Raw genomic sequence first — 20,228 nt, 5'->3', positions numbered from 1 at the left:
CGTCGGTGGGCGACCGTCGACGGGGACGTAGGCTGGGAACCAGAACCCCATAGTTCGACGATTCGAGTACCTGTGCCCGGTTTTCGCCGGGCACAGGCGTGTCCGCGTGTTCGCACCCGAGGGAGACGCTCCGTGTCCCAGCCGACGTTGGCCGGTCTGTTGTCGGCCACCCTCCCCGATCCCGCCCTGCGCACGGTTCTCGAGCGCGCGGGCGGACCCTTTCTCGACCTGGACGGCGCGCCGGCGACGCGGCAGCTCGTGCTGTCGGCTCTCGCGTCCGACGCGGGCGCGGACAAGCCCGTGCTGGCGGTCACCGCGACCGGCAGGGAAGCCGACGAGCTCACCGCGGCGCTCGGGAGCCTGCTGGGCGAGGACGTGGTCGCCGACTTCCCGTCGTGGGAGACGCTGCCGCACGAGCGGTTGTCGCCGCGGGCGGACACGGTCGGCAAACGATTGGCGGTGCTGCACCGGCTCGCCCAGCCCGGCAACGGCGGTCTGCGCGTCGTCGTGGCGACGGTGCGCAGCCTCATCCAGCCGATGGCGCCCGGCTTGGGCTCGCTGGCCCCGGTCGATCTCCGGGTCGGCGAGGAGCTCGATTTCGAAGGCGTGCTCGAGCGGCTCGTCGAGCTCGCCTACACGCGCGTCGACATGGTCGAGAAGCGCGGCGAGTTCGCCGTCCGCGGTGGCATCCTCGATGTCTTCGCGCCGACCGACGAGCATCCGCACCGCATCGAGTTCTGGGGTGACGAGGTCAGCGAGATCCGGGCGTTCTCGGTCTCGGACCAGCGTTCGCTGCCGGGCGAGATCCCCGAGGTCGTCGCGTCGCCGTGCCGGGAACTGCTGCTGACGGCGGATGTCAAGGCGCGTGCCGCCGAACTCGCCGAAGAGCACGCGGCGGACGCACAGCTCGCCGAGATCCTCACCAAGCTCGCGGACGGCATCCCTTCGGAGGGCATGGAGTCGCTGATCCCGGTCTTGTGCGAGGGCGAGCTCGAACTGCTCACCGACGCGATGCCGGAGGGCACGCACGTCGTCCTCTGTGATCCCGAGAAGATCCGCGCGCGTGCCGCCGACCTCGTACGTACCGGGCAGGAATTCCTCGAGGCCTCGTGGACGTCCGCCGCCGACGGCGGGCGCGCTCCCATCGATCTCGGGGCTTCGGCGTACCGGGGGCTCGGCGAGGTCCGCACGCATGCGACCGGGTCGAACCGCCCTTGGTGGACGTTGTCGCAGCTGACCAGCGAGGACGACGCCGTTCACATCGGGATCGACCAGGCGCCCGCCTATCACGGCGAACTCGAGAAGGTCGTCACGGATCTGCGAGCGCACACGGCGGCGGGCGGTGCGGCCGTGGTCGTCGTCGCGGGCTCGGGTACTGCGCAGCGTGCCGTCGAGCAGTTGTCGGCGGGTGAGGTGCCCGCCACCTACGCCGAGTCCCTCGCCGAACACCCGAAGCCCGGCGTCGTCACGGTTACCTGCGGCGCCATCACCGATGGGTTCGTGGCGCCGGAGAGCGCCCTCGTCGTGCTGAGCGAATCGGACATCACCGGCCGTGGTGCCACCGCAGGACGTTCGGGGCGCGACCTGAACACCAAGATGCCCTCTCGGCGCCGCAACGCGGTGGATCCGCTCGCCCTCAAGGCGGGGGACTACGTGGTGCACGACCAGCACGGCATCGGCAAGTTCGTCGAGATGGTCCAGCGCACCATCGGTGGGGCCACGCGCGAGTACCTCGTACTGGAGTACGCGGCGTCCAAGCGGGGGCACCCGGGCGACCGGCTGTTCGTGCCCAGCGATCAGCTCGACGAGGTATCCCGATACGTCGGTGGGGAACTGCCCACGCTCAACAAGCTCGGCGGTTCCGACTGGAAGAACACGAAGGCGAAGGCCCGCAAGGCGGTCAAGGAGATCGCGGCCGAACTGGTGCAGCTCTACGCCGCGCGGCAGGCCGCGCCCGGCCACGCGTTCGGTCAGGATTCCCCGTGGCAGGGCGAACTGGAGGACGCGTTCCCGTTCGTCGAGACGAACGATCAGCTCGCGGCCATCGACGAGGTCAAGACCGACATGGAGCGCAGCGTCCCCATGGACAGGGTGATCTGCGGTGACGTCGGCTACGGAAAGACCGAGATCGCGGTTCGCGCGGCGTTCAAGGCGGTACAGGACGGCAAACAGGTCGTGGTGCTGGTGCCCACGACGCTGCTGGCCCAGCAGCACCTGAACACCTTCACCGAGCGGATGGGTTCGTTCCCGGTGACCATCCGTGGCATGTCTCGGTTCACCGAGCCCGCCGAGGCGGACAAGACCCTCGAGGGCCTCGCCGCCGGGGAGGTCGACATCGTCATCGGTACGCACCGGCTGTTGCAGAGCGGTGTGCGGTACAAGGACCTGGGCCTGGTGATCGTTGACGAGGAGCAGCGGTTCGGTGTCGAGCACAAGGAACACATCAAGGCGCTGCGGACGCACGTCGACGTGCTGACCATGTCGGCGACCCCGATTCCCCGCACGCTCGAGATGAGCATGGCAGGCATCCGGGAGATGTCGACGATCCTCACGCCGCCGGAGGACCGGCATCCGATCCTGACCTACGTCGGTTCCTACGACGACAAACAGGTCGCCGCGGCGATTCGGCGTGAGCTGCTGCGCGACGGCCAGGTGTTCTTCGTGCACAACCGGGTCTCGTCGATCGAGAAGGCCGCGACGCGGCTGCGTGAACTCGTGCCGGAGGCACGGATTGTGACCGCGCACGGACAGATGCCAGAACACAAGCTGGAACAGGTCATCCAGGGCTTCTGGCAGCGGGACTTCGACGTGCTGGTCTGTACCACGATCGTCGAGACCGGTCTGGACATCTCGAACGCCAACACGCTGATCGTCGAGCGGGGCGACATGATGGGTCTGGCTCAGCTGCACCAGCTCCGCGGTCGTGTCGGCCGAGGCAGGGAACGCGGCTACGCCTACTTCCTGTATCCGCCGGAGAAACCGCTCACCGAGACGGCCCACGACCGTCTCGCCACCATCGCGCAGAACACCGAGCTCGGCGCCGGTATGGCGGTGGCGATGAAGGACCTCGAGATCAGGGGTGCGGGCAACATCCTCGGTGCCGAGCAGTCCGGGCACATCGCCGGCGTCGGCTTCGATCTGTACGTCCGGCTGGTGGGCGAGGCGGTCGACGCGTTCCGACGCAGTACCGGTGCCGAGTCCGCCGAGGACGAGGCGCCTGCCGAGGTCAGGGTCGACCTGCCGGTCGATGCGCATCTGCCGCACGACTACGTGCCCGGTGAGCGGTTGCGGCTCGAGGCCTACCGCAAGATCGCGGCGGCGACGGACCAGTCCGAGTTGGACAGTGTGCTGGAAGAGCTCGTGGACCGCTACGGCCAGCCGCCGGAGCCGGTGCGCAGGTTGCTTGCGGTGGCGGCCTTCCGGCAAACGTGCCGCAAGGCGGGCGTGACCGAGGTGACCGTGCAGGGCAACACGATCCGTTTCACGCCGCTGCCACTGGGCGATTCGCAGATGGTGCGGCTGAAGCGGCTCTACCCCAAGGCCGCGTACAAGGCGGTGACGCACACGGTGTCGGTGCCGAAGCCGACCGAAGGGCCCGCGGGCGGCCGGATCGGCGCGCCCCCGCTGCGTGACGAGGCGCTGATCGACTGGTGCAACAACCTCCTGACGTCGATGACGCAACAGCCTGCGGCGGTGTGAGCACGCGTGATGCCTGCCGCGACCCGTCCGTGGGTGGGCGCGGCAGGTCGTCTCCATCGTGACAGCGGTTTCGAACTTGCGGTCGTATCGTTCTGAGTTCCTCGCTCGGGGCATGGCCCCGACGGTAATCCGCATTGTTGCCGAATAGAATTCCCGAAAACGGCGATAATTTCCGGATAGAATTCGACACTCGTGACACGTCAGCGCCCGCTGCGGGTTGGATGGCGGTCGGCGGAACCCGTTGCACTCCAACGGGTTCAGGTTCGATTCCGACTGTCAAATCGCGACGGTCGGGGGCCCCTTCGGGTAATTCCCAGTCCGGGACCGCCGCGTCCGGGTTCTTTCACGCGGCCACTGTGATGCGACGACTGTGATGCGACGACTGCGACGCGACCACCCGGTCGATGGTCGCCACCGTCTCGTCGAGTCTCACCTCCTCGCACGATTCCACCGGCTCGCGCTGTGCGAAGGCATGCGAGTGGCGCCGCACAGCGCCACGGGCGCCATCCGGACGGAAGTAGGTGCATGCCGGTCACGTGGTTGCGTGGAACGGTGGGGTGTGTGCGAAGCTGCCGCTTGTGATCCGGATCATGCGTCGCCCCATCGCGTTGTTCACCGCTCTGCTCGCAGGTCTCGTGCTGGCCGGATGCGGCTCGGGGCCGAGTCAGGTTCACTCGGCGGCCATCGTCGGTGACCACTCGGTGCCACTCGACGATGTGCAGCAGGAGATCGACTGGCTGCTGGACAACGTGCCGCAGGCACAACAGGCGCAGCGACAGAACAAGGTCGACATGTACGCGCGCGAGGTCGTCCGCGGCCGTGTGATCCACGAGCTGGCGCAGATCGCGGCGAAACGCGAAGGCGTCCGGGCTGATCGGGCCGAGGTCGACGAACTGATCCGGGGTAGCGGCGGCGCGGAGGAGGTGTCCCGCTCGGCAGGTGTCGAACCTGGCCGGGTGCGTGATCTCGCCTCGGACCAGGTCGTGCTGCAGGAGCTCGCACGCAAGTACCTCGGCAGCCTGTCGGTGGATCTGCTCGGCACGGTCATCAGCGGCGACGAGCCCGGCAACAGTGCCAAGGAGAAGGCGACCGCGCTCGGCAGGCAGATCGCCGACGATCCGGACGGGGCACGGGCGACGGTCAGGGAAGCCGGCCATCAGCTGGTCGACGAGGAGCTCGACTTCGCGGAAACGCTCCAGAACGACCCGGAGCTGGCAACGACCGCGGTGTTCGGTTCGCAGCAGGGCACCGTGGTGGTCGTCCAGCCGAGCAGGCAGCGGGCGGGCTGGCTGGTCGGGCTCGTGACCGAACGCCGGACCGATGAGCAGGCGGATGCGGCTGCGCCACAGGTCAACCCCGAGTATCTCTACTTCGCGGGCCTGCGCATGCTGCAACCGGTCGCGGAGGACGTCGGCGTGCGGATCAACCCGCGGTACGGCGTGTGGGACGAGGCGGCATTGGCTCCGGCTCCGGACGAGGACGAGCTGACCGGGAAGCTGTTGCGGTCACGTACCGTGAACTCATGACCTGGCGATCGCCGACGGTGGTGCTGTGCAGTCCGGCGCTGCCGGACCACGTGCCCGCTGCCGCCTTGAGCGTGGTTCGCGGGGCGGAACACGTCTACGCGGCCGTGGGGCTTCCCGACACGCTGCGCGCGGCGCTGGATGCGAAGCCGGCTCCGCACCCCGACGAGCTGACGCGGCAGAGCGGTGTGGTCCTCGTGGCCGCCGACGCCGGCGATCCCGGAGCGGCGGAGCTCATTGCCGAGGGCGCCACGGTGATCGAGGCCCCTGCGCCACCGCTCGAACGGGCCGTCGAAGTCATGGATCGGCTCAGGTCCCCCGGAGGCTGTCCGTGGGACGGGAGTCAGACGCACGAGTCGCTGCGCCGGTACCTCGTCGAGGAGACCTACGAGCTGCTCGAGGCGATCGAGGACGGCGACCGGACAGCGCTCCGCGAGGAACTCGGGGACGTGCTGCTGCAGGTGCTGTTCCACGCCAGGGTCGCGGCCGAACACGAGACCGATGCGTTCGACGTCGACGAGGTCGCGACCCAGTTGGTGGCCAAGCTGGTCGGCAGGCATCCGTATCTGTTCACCGGCGCGGGCAGGGTCGATTCGGCGGAGCAGCAGCAGCTCGAGTGGGAAGAGCTGAAGCAGCAGGAGAAGCAGCGCGAATCGCTCGTGGACGGAGTGGCGCTGGGACAGCCCGCCGCCGCGCTCGCTGGCAAGCTCGGCCAGCGGACCGGTCGTGCCGGGGTGCCGTTCGATCTGATGCCGGCGGGCGCGGACGACGGGTCGCGGTTGTTCCGGATCGCGGCGGCGGCCGCGCGTACCGGCACCGATGCCGAGGGTTCGTTGCGCGGAGTCGCCAAGGAATTCGCCGCGCGGGTCCGCGAGGCCGAACGTGCCGCGCGGGCCGCGGGCAGGGAACCGGCCGAGCTGGATGCCGACGGATGGCGGGAGTTCTGGCCGGCGTCATCCGCGTAGCCTGGCCGGGTGAGCGAACGCCCTTCGTCCTCTACACCCCGTGGCGATGGCGGGCCGTCGTGGCCGTTGCCCGGTCCGGCGCTGTCGCGCATCGCTCTCACCCTCGGCCTCGTCGCGACCGGCCTGATCCTCGTGTTCACCGTCGGGATGAACCGCGGCGGGGAACCGAACGCCGAAGGTGCCGCGCCGCCTTCCCAGCCGGAGTCACGGCCGGAAGCACGGTCGAACCCGCAGCCGACCGTCCCGGCGAAGGCCACGGCCGCGCCGGTGGATCGGCCGTCGGAATCGGATGAGGACGAGCTCGACACGTGGTCCCGGCAGATCGCCCGCGCCACCGGGATTCCTGCGCGTGCCGCGGCCGCCTACGGGCGCGCGGAGATGTGGCTGCGCGGAGATCGGCCGGGGTGTCACCTGTCGTGGAGCACCCTCGCGGCGATCGGGCAGGTCGAGTCGCGGCACGGTGCCGCGGGCGGCGAACCGGGGATCGGCGTCGACGGGGTGCCCGCCACGCCGATCGTCGGCCCGCCGCTGGACGGGTCACAGGGGCGCGCCGAGGTGCAGGACACCGACCGCGGCGAGATCGACGGGGACGCGACGTGGGATCGGGCCGTCGGGCCGATGCGGTTCCTGCCCGCACAGTGGGAGCGCTGGGGGAAGCGGGCGACCGGCGACGGGCGTGCCGCCGATCCGCAGGACATCGACGATGCGGCGCTCACGGCGGCCCGGCTGCTCTGCGCCGAGAAACGCGACCTGGCCACGGCCGACGGTTGGTGGAACGCGGTCGGAGGCTTCCGGGGGCCGGTCACTTCCGGGGGCGCCGACGAATACGCAGGCAGGATCGCCGACCAGGCGGACGTCTACGCGGGTCAGGCTCCGGGCTGACGAGGTGCGTCCCAACCGGGGCAGCGTCCCAACTGGGGCAGCGTCCAAACCGGGGCAGCGCGTCGCCGGCCAACGCGCAGAGCGCGCCGGGGCGGATCCCGCTGCCGCGCCGGTGCGGATTCAGTTGCCGCCAAGGGCGAGACGGGCCGACACCTCGCCGATCGCGTCCTGGTACTCGGCCTGCGGGTGCATCGCCGAAGCCATCCGCAGTTGACCGAGGGCCTCGGCGAACCGGCCGAGTCGTTGCAGCGTCTTACCCAGCACGAACCGGGCGTAGTGGTCGGACGGGTCGTGTTCGATGACCTTGCCCAGGGCGTGTTCGGCCCGCCGCAGCTGCGCGGAGTGGAAGTAGGCGCGCCCGGCGAGCAGCTGAACGCTCGGCTTGTCGGGTTCGGCTTCGAGGACCGGTTCGAGAGCCTTGAGCGCGTCGAGCGGGCGACGCCGTTTCACGAGGGCTTCGGCTTGCCGGAATGCGTGGACAGGGGAGTTGCCGGTGTGGGTCGCCGGCCGGCCGGCAGGACTCGGGGGCCTGGCCGGAGGTGGATTCGATGGCGTCGATTCACCCATGGTTCAGCGACGGTACCCGCGTCGAAGGCGGTTATCGAGACCTTGACCCCGCGCCCGTTCGATGATCAACCTGGTGGCGGAGTGTGTGCCAGGGGTGTGGCGACGCCCCGGGGGCATGATAGGTAGCGATCATTCGTGTGGTGGACTAGCCCGCCATGAGCGACCCCGCGATGACAGGCGACGACCCGAGGTATCTCGGCATCGCGCCGTACCTCTACTACACGGACGCCACCGATGCGGTGGAGTGGCTCACCCGCGTGTTCGGGTTCACCGAGAAGGTCCGCTACGTCGACGCGGCCGGCGAGGTCTTCCAGGCGACCCTGAGCGCGGGCGGCTCCGACATCCACCTCGCCGGTGTCGGTGACGACTACTGGCCCGCGAAGGGCGTCGACGGCCCGGTCGGCCAGCTGAACGTGGTGTACGTCGACGATGTCGACGCCCAGTTCGAGCGGATCAACGAGGCGGTCGGCGACGGTGTCGAGGTGTCTCGTCCGCAGGACCAGCCCTACGGGGCGAGGCTGTTCACCGTGCAGGACGTCGGCGGCAACAGCTGGACGTTCTGGCAGCACATCTCGGACACGGCCGATCTGCCCGCAGGCTGGCGGGAGATTCGCAACGGTGAGACGGTCTCCGGCAGTGCCGACCCCCTCACCGATCCCGACGCCGAACCCGCCGGTGAAGCCGGCGGCGAGGACACCGGCAGTGGGGAGCGGGACGGCGCCGACGGGGCCGGTGAGCGTCCCGTCGGCTGATCCGCTCGGGAACTGAGATGTTCACCACTCGCCGTTCGAATCGCCATCTGTGCACGTCGGCGTGCGCGTGCCTCCAACGGGTGACCAACGACGCCCGATACGCTGCTGTTCAGGCGACTACGTTGAGTGCCGTCAGAACGGCACAACCGGGTGAGGAGCAAGTGTGGCGGTGATCGAGCAGGTAGGCGCGCGGGAGATTCTCGACTCTCGTGGCAACCCGACGGTCGAGGTGGAGGTGGCCCTCGACGACGGAACGCTGGCGCGGGCCGCGGTTCCGTCGGGTGCGTCGACCGGTGAGCACGAAGCCGTGGAACTGCGGGACGGCGACCCGAATCGCTACGGCGGCAAGGGCGTCGAGCGCGCCGTGGCCGCGGTGCTGGATGAGATCGGCCCCGATCTGGCCGGCGTCGACGCGGTCGACCAGCGCATCGTCGACCAGAAGCTGCTGGACCTCGACGGTACGCCGGGCAAGTCGCGGCTGGGCGCCAACGCCATCCTGGGCGTCTCGCTGGCCGTCGCGAAGGCCGCGGCCGATTCGGCCGATCTCGAGCTGTTCCGCTACCTCGGCGGACCGAACGCCCACGTGCTGCCGGTCCCGATGATGAACATCCTCAACGGCGGTGCCCACGCGGACACCGACGTCGACATCCAGGAGTTCATGATCGCCCCGATCGGCGCCGAGTCGTTCCGGGAGGCGCTGCGCTGGGGCACGGAGACGTACCACGCGCTGAAGTCGGTGCTGAAGTCCCGCGGCCTCGCGACCGGGCTGGGTGACGAGGGCGGCTTCGCCCCGAGCCTGAGCAACAACCGCGAGGCGCTCGACATCATCGTCGAGGCGATCAAGAAGGCCGGCTACCAGCCGGGCAGGGACATCGCGTTGGCGCTGGACGTGGCGGCGACGGAGTTCTACGCCGATGGCGTCTACAACTTCGAGGGTTCGAAACGCAGCGCCGAGGACATGAGCGCCTACTACGCGGAGCTGGCCGATGCCTACCCGCTGGTGTCGATCGAGGACCCGCTGTCGGAGGACGACTGGGACGGCTGGGTCACGTTGACCTCGCAGCTCGGTGACAAGCTGCAGCTGGTGGGCGACGACCTGTTCGTCACGAACCCGGATCGGCTCGAGGACGGCATCTCGCGTGGCGCGGCGAACGCGCTGCTGGTGAAGGTCAACCAGATCGGCACGCTGTCGGAGACGCTGGACGCCGTGGCCCTGGCGACGTCGTACGGCTACAAGTCGATGATGAGCCACCGTTCCGGCGAGACCGAGGACACCACGATCGCCGACCTGGCGGTGTCCACGGGCGTCGGCCAGATCAAGACCGGTGCGCCCGCGCGCAGCGAGCGTGTGGCGAAGTACAACCAGCTGCTCCGCATCGAGGAGACCCTCGGGGACGCGGCTCGCTACTCGGGCGACCTGGCCTTCCCACGGTTCACGCCGGAGAGCTGACGCGACAGTGGCCGACCGGGGGAGAACGCGGACCAGGCGCGGTGGGGGCCGAGCACGCGGCTCGGCCCCCCGCGACCTGCGGTCGTCGCAGCGCACTCGGCGTTCCGTCGACCGCAGGTCGGCCCTGCGCCGCCCCGCGGCTGCGAAACGCGCGGCGAGTGCCGCCAGGGTGCTGGGGATGTCCACGACGCGCCGTGCGGCTGTCGTGGCGATCGTGGTGTGCGCGCTGGCGTTCACCATCGCCGTGCCGTTGCGCACGTACCTGTCGCAGCGTGCAGAGGTCGCCGAACAGGAGGCCAGGCAGGAGCAGCTGCAGCAGCAGGTCGAACGCCTCGAACAGCGGAAAGCCGAATTGTCCGACCCGGCGCAGGTCGAGGCCGAGGCGAGGCGCAGACTTCGGTATGTGATGCCGGGCGAGACGCCGTACATCGTGCAGCTTCCCGAGGATTCGGCCGCCGAACCGGAGCCCGCACAGGGAGACGGCTCGCCGCAGCGTCACGGAGCCTGGTACGAGCAACTGTGGAATGGCGTGACCGAGGGTGAATAAGACCGATTTCGAACCGGTGACCGACGCGGACCGGGAGATCATCGCGGAGCAGTTGGGCAGGCCGCCCCGGGCGCTGCGGGCAGTCGCGGCGCGCTGCGCGAGCGGGCACCCCTGCGTTGTTCAGACCAGTCCGCGCCTCGAGGACGGTACGCCGTTCCCGACGTTGTACTACCTGACGTGCCCGAACCTGAGCTCGCTCGTCGGCGGGCTCGAAGCACGCGGTGTCATGCGGGAGATGACCGAGCGGCTCGAGCGGGACGAGGACCTCGCCGCGGCGTATCACCGTGCCCACGAGGCATACCTCGCCGAACGTGATGCGATCGATCCGCTGGGCCACGAAGTCACCGCGGGCGGAATGCCCCGCAGGGTCAAGTGCCTGCATGTCCATCTCGCGCACACGCTCGCGCGCGGCGAGGGTGTGAATCCGTTCGGCGATGAGACGTTGCGCCTGCTGCACGAGCTCGGCTGGCCGAACGGAGACTGCGCCGCTCGATCCTGAGCCGACGCCCCGGAACCGGGTGACGCCACCGGCGATAGCCCGACCGGACCAACCTCGCGAGTAGCAACGCCTGCGCGTGTGGGAGAAGTGCCCGTTGGGCATTCCTTCGACGGATGCGAGCGTCGCCGGCGCACGCGAGGAGGGGGCGTGGACAGACCGCGAAGAGCCCGATTCCGGGAGAAATCAGCTGCCATCGTGTTGGCGGGATCGCTAGCGGTAGTGCCCGCGGCGTTGTCGAGTGACCGGGCGGAACTCGCCTACGGCCGGACGGATTCCGAGCCCGCGGCGGAACCCGGCAACGGCGCAGGCAATACCGAGAGCAGGAATCGAGTGGGGGTCGACGGCAGCCTGCCGTCCCCGCCCGTGCCCGGCGAACTGATGATCGAGATGCCGGAGCCAGGTCCGTTGGGGATCCCCGGCAGCATGCTCCAGGCGTACCGGGAGGCCGCGCGCTCGCTGGGTGCCGAACGGCCGGACTGTGGTGCCGACTGGGCACTGCTGGCCAGCATCGGCCGGTCGGAATCGAACCACGCGCGGGGCGGGTTCGTCGACGCCGCGGGCACGACGCGGGAACGGATCACCGGTCCGCCGCTGAACGGCGGTCCGGGCGTTGCCACGGTCCGCGACACCGACGGCGGCGCGCTCGACGGCGATACGACGTGGGACCGGGCCGTCGGCCCGATGCAGTTCGTGCCCGGCACGTGGCGCACATACGGCGTGGATGGCAACGGCAACGGCCGGGCCGATCCGAACAACGTGCACGACGCGACGCTCACCGCAGGCCGGTACCTGTGCACGGGCGGGGTGGACCTGCGGTCGGACGGCCAGTTGCGCTCGTCGTTGCACCGCTACAACGATTCGCGTTCGTACGTCGAGACCGTGATCCGCTGGGCGCAGGCATATCGCGACGGTGTGCTGCCGATCCCGGACAGCGACGTGCCGCTCGGGGCGCCGCCGGAGCTCGTGGCCGAGCCGGGTGAGCCGCCGCCGCATCCCGAGCAGCAACCACCACCGCCCGACGTGATCGCCGAGCCGGGCCCCGAACACGAAAGGCCTGGCGGCGATTCGGGAGATGCGGGCAGGCCAGACAGCGGGGGCGGCCAGATCACGGTGACGAAACCGGGGCCGCCGCGTCCGCCGAACGGCCCCGGTGTCGGCAATGGCAACGGCGACGGCAGTGGCAACGGCGACGGCGACGGCCATGGCGGCGGCAATGGCGACAGCGGCCATGGCAACGGTGATGGCAACAGCGGCAATGGCGGCAACGGCGACGGCGACGGTAATGGCAACGGCGACGGCAACGGCGACGCGCCCGACGGCGGACCGACCACCACACCGCCGGACGTGCCGCAGCCACCGACACCGGACCCGACCGAGACACCCGACCCGACCGAGACACCGGACCCGACACCGTCGCCGACGGAGCCGACCGAACCACCGACCGGGCCGACCGGGCCGACGGGGCCGACGGAGCCACCGACCGAACCACCGACCGGGCCGACGGGGCCACCGACCGGGCCGACGACGGATCCGACGACGCCGACCACGGATCCGACGACGCCCCCACCGGAGGAGTGCCCGACACCGAAGGAACTGGAGACGATGGCCGAGGAGGGTACGCAGCCACCCCCGTTGTGTCGGTGTCCCGGCGACCCGGACAGGGCTGGTGACGACGAGGTGCTGCCACCCCACGAATGCGAGTGGCCCCCGGGAGAACCACGGCCGAGTCCGGTGCCGTCGGCGCGGCCGGAAGGCCGGTGACCGTCTCGCCGCGGGCACTGCTGCCCGGTGGCGGTGAGCGTTTAGTGTTGGCGCATGCCTCGTGTAGCCGCCATCGACTGTGGGACCAACTCGATTCGCCTGCTGGTCGCGGAGCTGACACACCGCCACGACGGCAGTGTCGACCTGCGTGACCTGCACCGGGAGATGAAGGTGGTGCGGCTCGGTCAGGGCGTGGACGCCACCGGCCGACTCGCGCCCGAAGCGCTGGAACGCACCAGGGAGGCGCTGGCCTCGTACACGGTCGCCGCCCGCCGGAAGGGCGCCGAGAAGGTGCGCATGGTGGCCACGTCGGCAACGCGCGACGCGAGCAACCGTGACGAGTTCTTCGCCATGACCCGCGAGGTGCTCGGCGTGGAGGCCGAGGTCATCACCGGGGACGAGGAGGCTCGTCTGTCGTTCACCGGCGCGGTGGGCGAGCAGGACCCGGACGACGGGCCGTTCCTCGTCGTGGACGTCGGCGGCGGATCGACCGAGCTCGTGCTGGGCACATGGGACGGTGCGCAGGCCGAGATCCTGGCCGCCAAGTCGGTCGACATCGGATGCGTCCGACTCACCGAACGGGCGCTGCCGAACGATCCGCCGACGGCCGAGGACGTGGAGGCCGCCCGTGGGGTCGCCCGCCAGGTGCTGGCCGAGGCGTTCGAGCTCGTCGACGTCGCGAAGGCGCAGACGTGGATCGGCGTGGCGGGAACGGTCACCACCCTCTCGGCACTCGCTCAGGACCTGCCGGAGTACGACTCGCAGGCCACCCACCTGTCGCTGCTGTCGCACGCCACGATCGACCGGATCACCGCCGAGCTGCTGGCCGCCGACCACGACGCGCGCGCGGCCAGGAAGGTCATCCACCCGGGCAGGGTCGACGTCATCGGCGCGGGTTCGCTCGTGGTGCAGACGCTGGCCGAGGAGCTGCAGGCCCGCGGGGGCCCCGACTCGCTGGTGGTCAGCGAGCACGACATCCTTGACGGCATCGCGCTGTCGCTGGCCTGAGCACCCGGTCGTGGGTGAGCACAAGGAGCGCATGCTCCGCGGCGAGTGGTACCTCGATGAGCCCGAGCTCGCCGAAGACCGGCGCCGGTGTCGCAGGCTCGTCGACCGCTTCAACGCCGCAGCCGCGGACGAGGACGCGCTCCGGCGTGGCCTCCTCACCGAGCTGGTCGCGCTGCTCGGTGACGGCGCTGCGGTGGAACAACCGTTCCGTTGCAGCTACGGGACGCAGATCCGCCTCGGTGCCAGCGCCTTCGTCAACAGCGATGCGATCTTCATGGACGATGCGCCGATCACGATCGGGGACGACGTCCGGATCGGCCCGCGTGCACAGCTGCTCACGGCGTTGCATCCGATGGACGACCACGAACGGCGGCGCGCCGGCTGGGAACGGCCCGAGCCGATCACGATCGGCGACAACTCGTGGCTCGGCGGCGGAGTGATCGTCTGTCCCGGCGTGACCATCGGTGAGAACGCGGTCATCGGTGCGGGCAGTGTCGTCGTGCGCGACGTGCCCGGTCACGTGTTCGCGGCCGGGAACCCGGCTCGGGTGATCCGGAGCCTGGATGGCGGCTGACCGGACGCGGCTCGGTGGGACGAGCGTGCACCCCCGCTGCCCGAGTGCCGAGAACGGCCCCGCACGCCGTACTCACGCCGACGTGCGGGGCCTGTTCCGCGTCCCGGCGTGGACCCGCGGCGGTGCCACGGGTCCACGCCGCGCCGTCAGCGGTTGGACGCCGACTTCACGAACGCCGCGAGGTCCTTGCCCTGCTGGACCCGTGACTCGGGGTGGACGTACATCATGTGCCCTGCCGGGTAGTACGCCGTTTCGACGTTCTCCCGCAGCTGGTCGGGGATCTGCAGCTGGGCGATGACGTGCTCGGCGGCGTAGTACGGGGTGGCACCGTCGTAGCGACCGAGCGCGACGTGCACCTTCAGGTGCGGATTCTCCCGCATGGCACCGCTGAGCGAGTCGACGACCGACACCGCGCGCCCTTCGAAGTCCGAATAGGACCAGGCGCGGTTCACGTCGGTGGACAGGATCTCGTACGGCAGGTCGCTGCCGTACTCCAACTCGGCGCGCACGTAGTGGTTGAACGCGGCGGAGTAGGCGCCGATGATCCGGGACACCGACGCGTCGTCGCTCATGTGCTCACGCCCGCCGTCGGGCTCCCACGTGGTGAACCGGCCGTCCATGCGCCCGGTGACGAGCCCCTCGTCGCGCAGCAGCTCGGTGAAGAACCGCACGTGCTCGATGCGCAGGTTGACGCGGTCGACGTAGGCCTCCGACAGCCCGGTGAGCTCGGCCAGTTTCGCCACGATCTCGGCGCGCTCGTCGGCGTCGAGGCGGGCACCGCGCTGCAATGCCCACGGCAGGTCGCGGGACGCGAACTCCTCGGCCTCGGCCAGCACGTCCGAGAGCTCGCGGTCGCCGTGTTTGCCGTGGTGATGCGCGATGGCGGCGTAGGTGGGCACGAACAGCGAGTACGGCAGGTCGTTGCCCTCCGTGAACCGGATCGTGCCCATGTCGAGCACGGACGAGATGAGCAGCAGCCCGTTCAGGTACAGGGCGTGGCGGCTCTGCAGGTGCGCAGCGAGCGCTGCCGCGCGCAGGGTGCCGTACGACTCGCCCGCGACGAACTTCGGCGACAGCCACCGCTGATTGCGCGAGGTCCACAGCCGGATCACCTCGCCGACGGATTCCACGTCGGGCGTGAAGCCGTGGTAGTCGGCGGGCTTCTCGCCGTCGACGGCCCGGGAGTATCCGGTCGACACCGGGTCGATGAACACCAGGTCGCTGTGGGTCAGCAGGGTGTCGGGGTTGTCGGCCAGGCCGTACGGCGGCGGCTCCGGGGCGTTCACGTCACCGGCCACGGCGCGCCGCGGGCCGAGCACGCCCAGGTGCAGCCAGATGCTCGACGAGCCGGGACCGCCGTTGAACGCGAACGTCACGGGCCGCGTGGTCGGGTCCGCACCGTCGAGCGTGTAGGCCGTCACGTGGACCTCGGCCTTCGGCTTGTGCCCGTCGAACGTCCCGTCGTTGAGGACTTCCTTGCGCAGCACGATCCGCCCGGTCTGTGCCGTGTAGGCGAGCTTGCGGCGTTTGACGGTGATCGAATGCCGGGTCGTGACGAGGTCGTCGGTCGGTTCGGCCTGCGATTCCGGCGCCGTGGTGTCGGTCTCGGCAGTGCTCTTCGCAGCTGTGTCAGAGGTTTCTGGCATGTCCCCAACCTATGCGTTCACCGCGGCCTGGTGCTCCGAAATTCGCTGTGCCCGACATCGCCGGTGCTGCGAGGATCCTCGGTATGCATCTGGTCATGGTCGGCGTCACCGCGCCGAGTCACGTGTATCCCGGACTCGGGCTGATCGCCGAGCTCGTCGCGAGGGGACATCGGGTGACGTACGTCGTCGGTGACCGGCTGACCGACCTGGTCGCCCCGACGGGCGCCGAGGTGGTCACGCACCCGTCGATCATGCCGACGGCCGACGAGCACTGGCCCGAGGACATGGGCGAGGCGATGCAGGTGTTCCTCGACGACGCGATCACGGCGCTGCCCGTCACGCTCGGCATCGACCGGCCCGATGCCGTGCTCTACGACATCGGCGGGTTCGCGGGCCGCGTCGCCGCCCAGCACTGGGGTGTGCCTGCCGTGCAGCTGTCCACCGCGTACGTCGCGTGGGAGGGCATGGCCGAGGAGATGGCCGAGTTCAACGAGGCGCTCAGGGCGTCACCGTCGGGGGAGAAGTACTACACGACGCTGCGCGCGTGGCTCGACGAGAACGGCATGGACATCGGGGCCGACGAGTTCACCGGAACGCCGCCGTCGTGCGTGGTGCTGATCCCGCGGGTGCTGCAGCCGAACGCCGACCGTGTGGCCGACCGATACGTGTTCGCGGGCCCGTGCGTCGACCCGGCCCGTCGCACCGGCTGGGAACCGGAGCCAGGCGATGAGCGGCCGCTGGTGTACGTCGCGCTGGGCACGAGCTACACCGAACGCCCCGACATCTACCGGGCCTGTATCGACGGGTTGGCCGGCGACTACCGGGTCGTGCTGGCCACGGGAAAGGTCGACCCGGCAGACCTCGGCGAGCTGCCGCCTGGCGTGACGGCCGCTCGCGCGCAGCCGCAGCTGGACGTGCTGGAGCACGCGTCGGTGTTCGTCAGCCACGCGGGGATGGGCAGTGCGGCGGAATCGCTGTGGTTCGGCGTGCCCACGGTCCTCGTGCCGCAGGCCGTCGACCAGTCGGCCAACGCGGGCATGCTCGCCGAGATCGGAGCGGGAATGCTGCCCGAGGAGCCGTGGGACGCGCCGACCCTGCGTGCCGCTGTCGACGCCGCTCGCGGCAAGGCCGACCGCACGCGCGAGCTGCAGGCGCAGGTACGCGCGGGCGGCGGCATCGACCGGGCCGCCCACGCGGTGGAACGGCTGGGTGCGCGGTCGTCAGGCACGAGCGGTTGACGGGTGAGAATGGCGCGTGTGGGACGGACGCTGGCTGAACTGGATGCGGACCTGACCGAATGCCGTGCGTGCCCGCGGCTGGTCGAGTGGCGGGAGCACGTCGCGGCGACCAAACGAGCCGCCTACGCCGACGAGACGTACTGGGGCAGACCGGTCCCAGGGTTCGGTCCTTCGGACGCCGCGCTCGTGATCGTCGGGTTGGCGCCCGCGGCCCACGGCGCCAACCGCACGGGCCGAATGTTCACCGGGGACCGCTCCGGTGACGTGCTGTACCAGGCGTTGTACGACGTCGGTCTCGCGTCGCAGCCGACCGCGACCCATGCCCGCGACGGTCTGGAGCTGTACGGCACCCGGATCACGTCGCCGGTGCACTGCGCGCCGCCCGCCAACAAGCCGACGCCGGCCGAGCGCGACACCTGTGGTGGTTGGCTCGCCGAGGAGCTCGATCTACTCGCGCCGAGCATGCGCTCGATCGTCGTGCTGGGCGCGTTCGGCTGGCAGGCGTTGCTGCCGGTGCTCGCGCGGGCGGGCTGGGAGGTGCCGCGGCCGCGGCCGACGTTCGGCCACGCCGCCTACGTCGAGCTGGCGGGCCCGGCGCCGCTTCACCTGGTCGGCTGCTACCACGTCAGTCAGCAGAACACCTTCACCGGACGGCTCACCCCGGCGATGCTCCGTGACGTCCTGACCAGGGCGAAGGGGCTGGCCGGTCTCGACGGCGGTTGACGTGACCGAACCTGCACCCTCCGGACGCGGCGGAGCCGGTCGGGCAGCGTCGAACTGCTGCCGCGCAGCGTTGAGGTGCCCACCCGGCGGGAGCCGATCGTCGAGGGGCGGCGCTCGGCAGAGACTCGGGAGGTGCGATCCGCGATGACTGCTCCGCGGTGCGAGTTGCGCCCGCTCGACGCGCGCAACCTCGCCGACCTGCTGGCCGTCGCCGTCGCCGAGACCGACCCGCTCGAGGTCATGCCGCCGGTTCCCGGAGAGCCGGGCTGGAACGAGACGCGGCGGCAGGCGTTCCGCGAGTTTCACCTGACCAGGTCGATCGAGGCGACGGAACCGGTGGAGCGCACGTACCTCGTCGTGGTCGACGAGAGGGTGGCCGGTGCCGCGCGCATCGAACCGGTCGGCGCCGACGTCGAGATCGGGATGTGGCTGGGGCGGCCGTACCGCGGCCTGAGCCTCGGCGGCACAGTGCTGGCCGAACTGCTGACTGTGGCGCGTGCGACGGGGGCGCGGCGCGTGGTCGCGAGCACCACCACGGCCAACGTCGCGGCTCGGCGACTGCTCGGCGACCGGGGAGCAGTGCTCACCGTCGACGGCTACCGGGTGGAGGCGGTACTGGACCTGTCCGGCGGTGTGTGAGTAGGGGAAGGCATGCCGGAGCCCTTGCGTTCGCCGCATATGACGGTGTAAAGCTCATGTCAACTGAATCGTTTGCGTTAAGGCGGCGACACCGATCACACCTGGCCAACCCGGTTAGTGGGTACTGGCGGTTAGTGGGAAACTTAAGCACATGGCAGTCAAGTCGGAACCGACGAGGATCCTCATCCTCGGCGGCGGATACGTCGGCCTCTACACGGCGCTGGGCCTCCAGAAGAAGCTCAGGGCCAACGAGGCGTCCGTGACGATCGTGGATCCGCAGCCGCACATGACCTACCAGCCCTTCCTGCCGGAAGCGGCTGCCGGGTCGATCGAGCCTCGGCATGTGGTGGTGCCGCTGCGCCGGGTGCTCCGACGCTGCCACGTGCTCACCGCACGCGTGAACAAGATCGAGCACGAGCGCAAGACCGTGACGGTCGAGGCCGCCGACGGGCACATCGAGCAGCTCGGCTACGACGTGCTCGTCGTGGCGCTCGGCTCCGTGCCGCGCCTGCTGCCGATCCCCGGCCTCGCCGAGCAGGGCATCGGCATCAAGACGGTCGGCGAGGCCATCTACCTGCGTAACCACGTGCTCACCAAGCTCGACGAGGCGTCCAGCACGCTGGACCCCGACCTGCGCAAGCGCCTGCTGACCTTCACGGTTGTCGGCGGCGGCTTCGCCGGCATCGAGGCGCTGGCCGAGCTCGAGGACATGACGCGGGACGCCTCGAAGTACTACGAGAACATCGATCCCGACGACATCCGCTGGGTGCTCGTCGAGGCCGCCGGGCGGATCCTGCCGGAGGTGCGCGACACCCTCGGAGTGTGGACGGTCGAGCAGCTCGAGAAGCGCGGCATCGAGGTGTACCTGTCGACGGCGGCGAAGTCGTTCGAGAACGGCCACGTCGTGTTGTCCGACGGCACCGAGTTCGACAGCGACACCATCATCTGGACCGCGGGCGTGAAGGCCAACCCGGTGGTCGCCGAGTCCGACCTGCCGACCGACAAGCGCGGCAGGCTCGAGGCGACGGCCGCACTCAACGTGGTGGGCCACCCGGACGTCTGGACCTCCGGCGACGTCTCCGCCGTGCCGGACCTCTCGCGCACCGAGGAGGATCCGACGGCCACGTGCCCGCCGAACGCGCAGCACGCCGTGCGGCAGGCTCGCCACCTGGCGAAGAACATCATCGCCTCGCTGCGCGGCGGCAAGCCGACGGACTACTACCACAAGAACCTGGGTGCGGTCGCCGGTCTCGGCCTGCACAAGGGTGTGGCCGACGCGATGAAGATGAAGATCAAGGGCTTCCCCGCCTGGCTCTTCCACCGCGTCTACCACGTCCACGCGATGCCGACCTTCAACCGCAAGGTCCGCATCCTGCTGGACTGGGCGCTCGGCGGACTGTTCAAGCGCGAGACGATCTCGCTCGGGCAGATCAACAACCCGAAGGAAGAGTTCACTCGGGCGTCCAAGTCCTGACCGCTGCGCGCGGTGTGAACGTCGAATGCGGCCCCGAGGTGAACGACCTCGGGGCCGCATTCGTTGTTCGGTGGTGGGGGTTCACGGCCGTTGCGGGTGCGCAGGGCCTTAAGCTGCTAGGTGCCCCCGTAGCCCAACCGGCAGAGGCAGTCGGCTTAAAACCGATCCAGTGCGGGTTCGAACCCCGTCGGGGGCACTTCGAGGATGGGAACAGTGCTGCCCGACGACATCCTGAGGCTGATCGGCTGGGTCGTCCGGCCGCGGACCGGTAAGGGCCTCGG

At 70.0% G+C, this 20,228-nt stretch carries 17 protein-coding genes and 1 tRNA gene; 16 read left to right on the top strand and 2 right to left on the bottom strand.

Annotation, left to right across the window (positions count from 1 at the left end; all coding sequences use genetic code 11):
• Window positions 1-147 precede the first annotated feature (147 nt).
• The 4 genes from mfd (at window position 148) to LY40_RS23500 (ending at window position 7,069) form a co-directional block, all read left to right on the top strand.
• Entirely contained in the window at window positions 148-3,699 is a 3,552-nt protein-coding gene (gene mfd, locus LY40_RS23515; protein ID WP_307877138.1) for a transcription-repair coupling factor, read from the top strand.
• Window positions 3,700-4,289: 590 nt separating this feature from the next.
• Window positions 4,290-5,225: a SurA N-terminal domain-containing protein gene (locus tag LY40_RS23510; protein ID WP_258938164.1), complete on the top strand. Its 936-nt coding sequence runs from the start codon at window positions 4,290-4,292 to the stop codon at window positions 5,223-5,225.
• Window positions 5,222-6,187: a nucleoside triphosphate pyrophosphohydrolase gene (locus tag LY40_RS23505; RefSeq protein WP_258938163.1), complete on the top strand. Its 966-nt coding sequence runs from the start codon at window positions 5,222-5,224 to the stop codon at window positions 6,185-6,187. The genes LY40_RS23510 and LY40_RS23505 overlap by 4 nt, the downstream gene beginning before the upstream one ends.
• Window positions 6,188-6,196: 9 nt before the next feature.
• A complete protein-coding gene (locus tag LY40_RS23500; protein ID WP_258938162.1) occupies window positions 6,197-7,069 on the top strand; it encodes a lysozyme family protein in 873 nt (290 codons plus the stop codon).
• A gap of 120 nt (window positions 7,070-7,189) precedes the next feature.
• Here the strand turns inward: LY40_RS23500 and LY40_RS23495 are convergent, their stop codons facing one another.
• Complete coding sequence (locus tag LY40_RS23495) at window positions 7,190-7,636, bottom strand: tetratricopeptide repeat protein (RefSeq protein ID WP_372497771.1); 447 nt, start codon at window positions 7,634-7,636, stop codon at window positions 7,190-7,192.
• A gap of 155 nt (window positions 7,637-7,791) precedes the next feature.
• On the opposite strand from LY40_RS23495, the gene LY40_RS23490 reads away from it, so the two are divergent.
• The 7 genes from LY40_RS23490 to LY40_RS23460 all read left to right on the top strand — a co-directional run bounded on the left by LY40_RS23490 (window position 7,792) and on the right by LY40_RS23460 (window position 14,227).
• Window positions 7,792-8,388, top strand: coding sequence for a VOC family protein (locus LY40_RS23490; protein ID WP_258938161.1), 597 nt, complete (start codon window positions 7,792-7,794; stop codon window positions 8,386-8,388).
• Between the two features lie 163 nt (window positions 8,389-8,551).
• On the top strand, window positions 8,552-9,838 hold the full coding sequence (eno, locus tag LY40_RS23485) for a phosphopyruvate hydratase (protein WP_183783038.1): 1,287 nt from the start codon (window positions 8,552-8,554) through the stop codon (window positions 9,836-9,838).
• Between the two features lie 7 nt (window positions 9,839-9,845).
• Window positions 9,846-10,385, top strand: a complete 540-nt coding sequence (locus tag LY40_RS23480; protein ID WP_258938160.1) for an FtsB family cell division protein — start codon at window positions 9,846-9,848, stop codon at window positions 10,383-10,385.
• Entirely contained in the window at window positions 10,378-10,884 is a 507-nt protein-coding gene (locus tag LY40_RS23475) for a DUF501 domain-containing protein (protein ID WP_183783042.1), read from the top strand. Before LY40_RS23480 ends, LY40_RS23475 begins: the two co-directional genes overlap by 8 nt.
• 147 nt (window positions 10,885-11,031) lie before the next feature.
• Window positions 11,032-12,645 carry a lytic transglycosylase domain-containing protein gene (locus tag LY40_RS23470; protein WP_258938159.1) on the top strand — a complete coding sequence of 538 codons (1,614 nt, stop codon included), beginning with the start codon at window positions 11,032-11,034 and terminating at the stop codon, window positions 12,643-12,645.
• A gap of 54 nt (window positions 12,646-12,699) precedes the next feature.
• Window positions 12,700-13,653 carry a Ppx/GppA phosphatase family protein gene (locus LY40_RS23465; RefSeq protein ID WP_258938158.1) on the top strand — a complete coding sequence of 318 codons (954 nt, stop codon included), beginning with the start codon at window positions 12,700-12,702 and terminating at the stop codon, window positions 13,651-13,653.
• 10 nt (window positions 13,654-13,663) lie between these two features.
• Window positions 13,664-14,227, top strand: coding sequence for a sugar O-acetyltransferase (locus LY40_RS23460; RefSeq protein WP_258938157.1), 564 nt, complete (start codon window positions 13,664-13,666; stop codon window positions 14,225-14,227).
• A 146-nt stretch (window positions 14,228-14,373) separates the two neighbouring features.
• Here LY40_RS23460 and LY40_RS23455 read toward each other — a convergent pair whose 3' ends face one another.
• A complete protein-coding gene (locus tag LY40_RS23455) occupies window positions 14,374-15,873 on the bottom strand; it encodes a S10 family peptidase (RefSeq protein ID WP_258938156.1) in 1,500 nt (499 codons plus the stop codon).
• Between the two features lie 83 nt (window positions 15,874-15,956).
• Here LY40_RS23455 and LY40_RS23450 point away from each other — a divergent pair, with 83 nt between their 5' ends.
• The 5 genes from LY40_RS23450 (at window position 15,957) to LY40_RS23430 (ending at window position 20,143) form a co-directional block, all read left to right on the top strand.
• Window positions 15,957-17,111, top strand: coding sequence for a macrolide family glycosyltransferase (locus LY40_RS23450; RefSeq protein ID WP_307877108.1), 1,155 nt, complete (start codon window positions 15,957-15,959; stop codon window positions 17,109-17,111).
• Between the two features lie 9 nt (window positions 17,112-17,120).
• On the top strand, window positions 17,121-17,834 hold the full coding sequence (locus tag LY40_RS23445; protein WP_258938155.1) for a uracil-DNA glycosylase: 714 nt from the start codon (window positions 17,121-17,123) through the stop codon (window positions 17,832-17,834).
• A gap of 144 nt (window positions 17,835-17,978) precedes the next feature.
• A complete protein-coding gene (locus LY40_RS23440; protein WP_258938154.1) occupies window positions 17,979-18,473 on the top strand; it encodes a GNAT family N-acetyltransferase in 495 nt (164 codons plus the stop codon).
• Between the two features lie 151 nt (window positions 18,474-18,624).
• Entirely contained in the window at window positions 18,625-19,947 is a 1,323-nt protein-coding gene (locus LY40_RS23435) for an NAD(P)/FAD-dependent oxidoreductase (RefSeq protein WP_183783052.1), read from the top strand.
• Window positions 19,948-20,069: 122 nt separating this feature from the next.
• Window positions 20,070-20,143, top strand: a tRNA-Leu gene (locus tag LY40_RS23430).
• Window positions 20,144-20,228 lie beyond the last annotated feature (85 nt).

The organism is Prauserella salsuginis, from assembly GCF_024648885.1.
In the GTDB taxonomy this organism is placed as follows: domain Bacteria; phylum Actinomycetota; class Actinomycetes; order Mycobacteriales; family Pseudonocardiaceae; genus Prauserella; species Prauserella salsuginis.
The sequence above is the reverse complement of the archived record's forward strand: the minus strand, read 5'-3'. Positions and strand labels throughout refer to the sequence as shown.

Excerpts from the sequence above, each read along its gene's own strand:
- LY40_RS23510 (WP_258938164.1), top strand. The coding sequence starts at position 4,290 with ATGCGTCGCCCCATCGCGTTGTTCACCGCTCTGCTCGCAGGTCTCGTG.
- LY40_RS23505 (WP_258938163.1), top strand. The coding sequence starts at position 5,222 with ATGACCTGGCGATCGCCGACGGTGGTGCTGTGCAGTCCGGCGCTGCCG.
- LY40_RS23495 (WP_372497771.1), bottom strand. The coding sequence starts at position 7,636 with ATGGGTGAATCGACGCCATCGAATCCACCTCCGGCCAGGCCCCCGAGT.
- LY40_RS23490 (WP_258938161.1), top strand. The coding sequence starts at position 7,792 with ATGAGCGACCCCGCGATGACAGGCGACGACCCGAGGTATCTCGGCATC.
- LY40_RS23465 (WP_258938158.1), top strand. The coding sequence starts at position 12,700 with ATGCCTCGTGTAGCCGCCATCGACTGTGGGACCAACTCGATTCGCCTG.
- LY40_RS23455 (WP_258938156.1), bottom strand. The coding sequence starts at position 15,873 with ATGCCAGAAACCTCTGACACAGCTGCGAAGAGCACTGCCGAGACCGAC.
- LY40_RS23450 (WP_307877108.1), top strand. The coding sequence starts at position 15,957 with ATGCATCTGGTCATGGTCGGCGTCACCGCGCCGAGTCACGTGTATCCC.
- LY40_RS23445 (WP_258938155.1), top strand. The coding sequence starts at position 17,121 with ATGGCGCGTGTGGGACGGACGCTGGCTGAACTGGATGCGGACCTGACC.
- LY40_RS23440 (WP_258938154.1), top strand. The coding sequence starts at position 17,979 with ATGACTGCTCCGCGGTGCGAGTTGCGCCCGCTCGACGCGCGCAACCTC.
- LY40_RS23435 (WP_183783052.1), top strand. The coding sequence starts at position 18,625 with ATGGCAGTCAAGTCGGAACCGACGAGGATCCTCATCCTCGGCGGCGGA.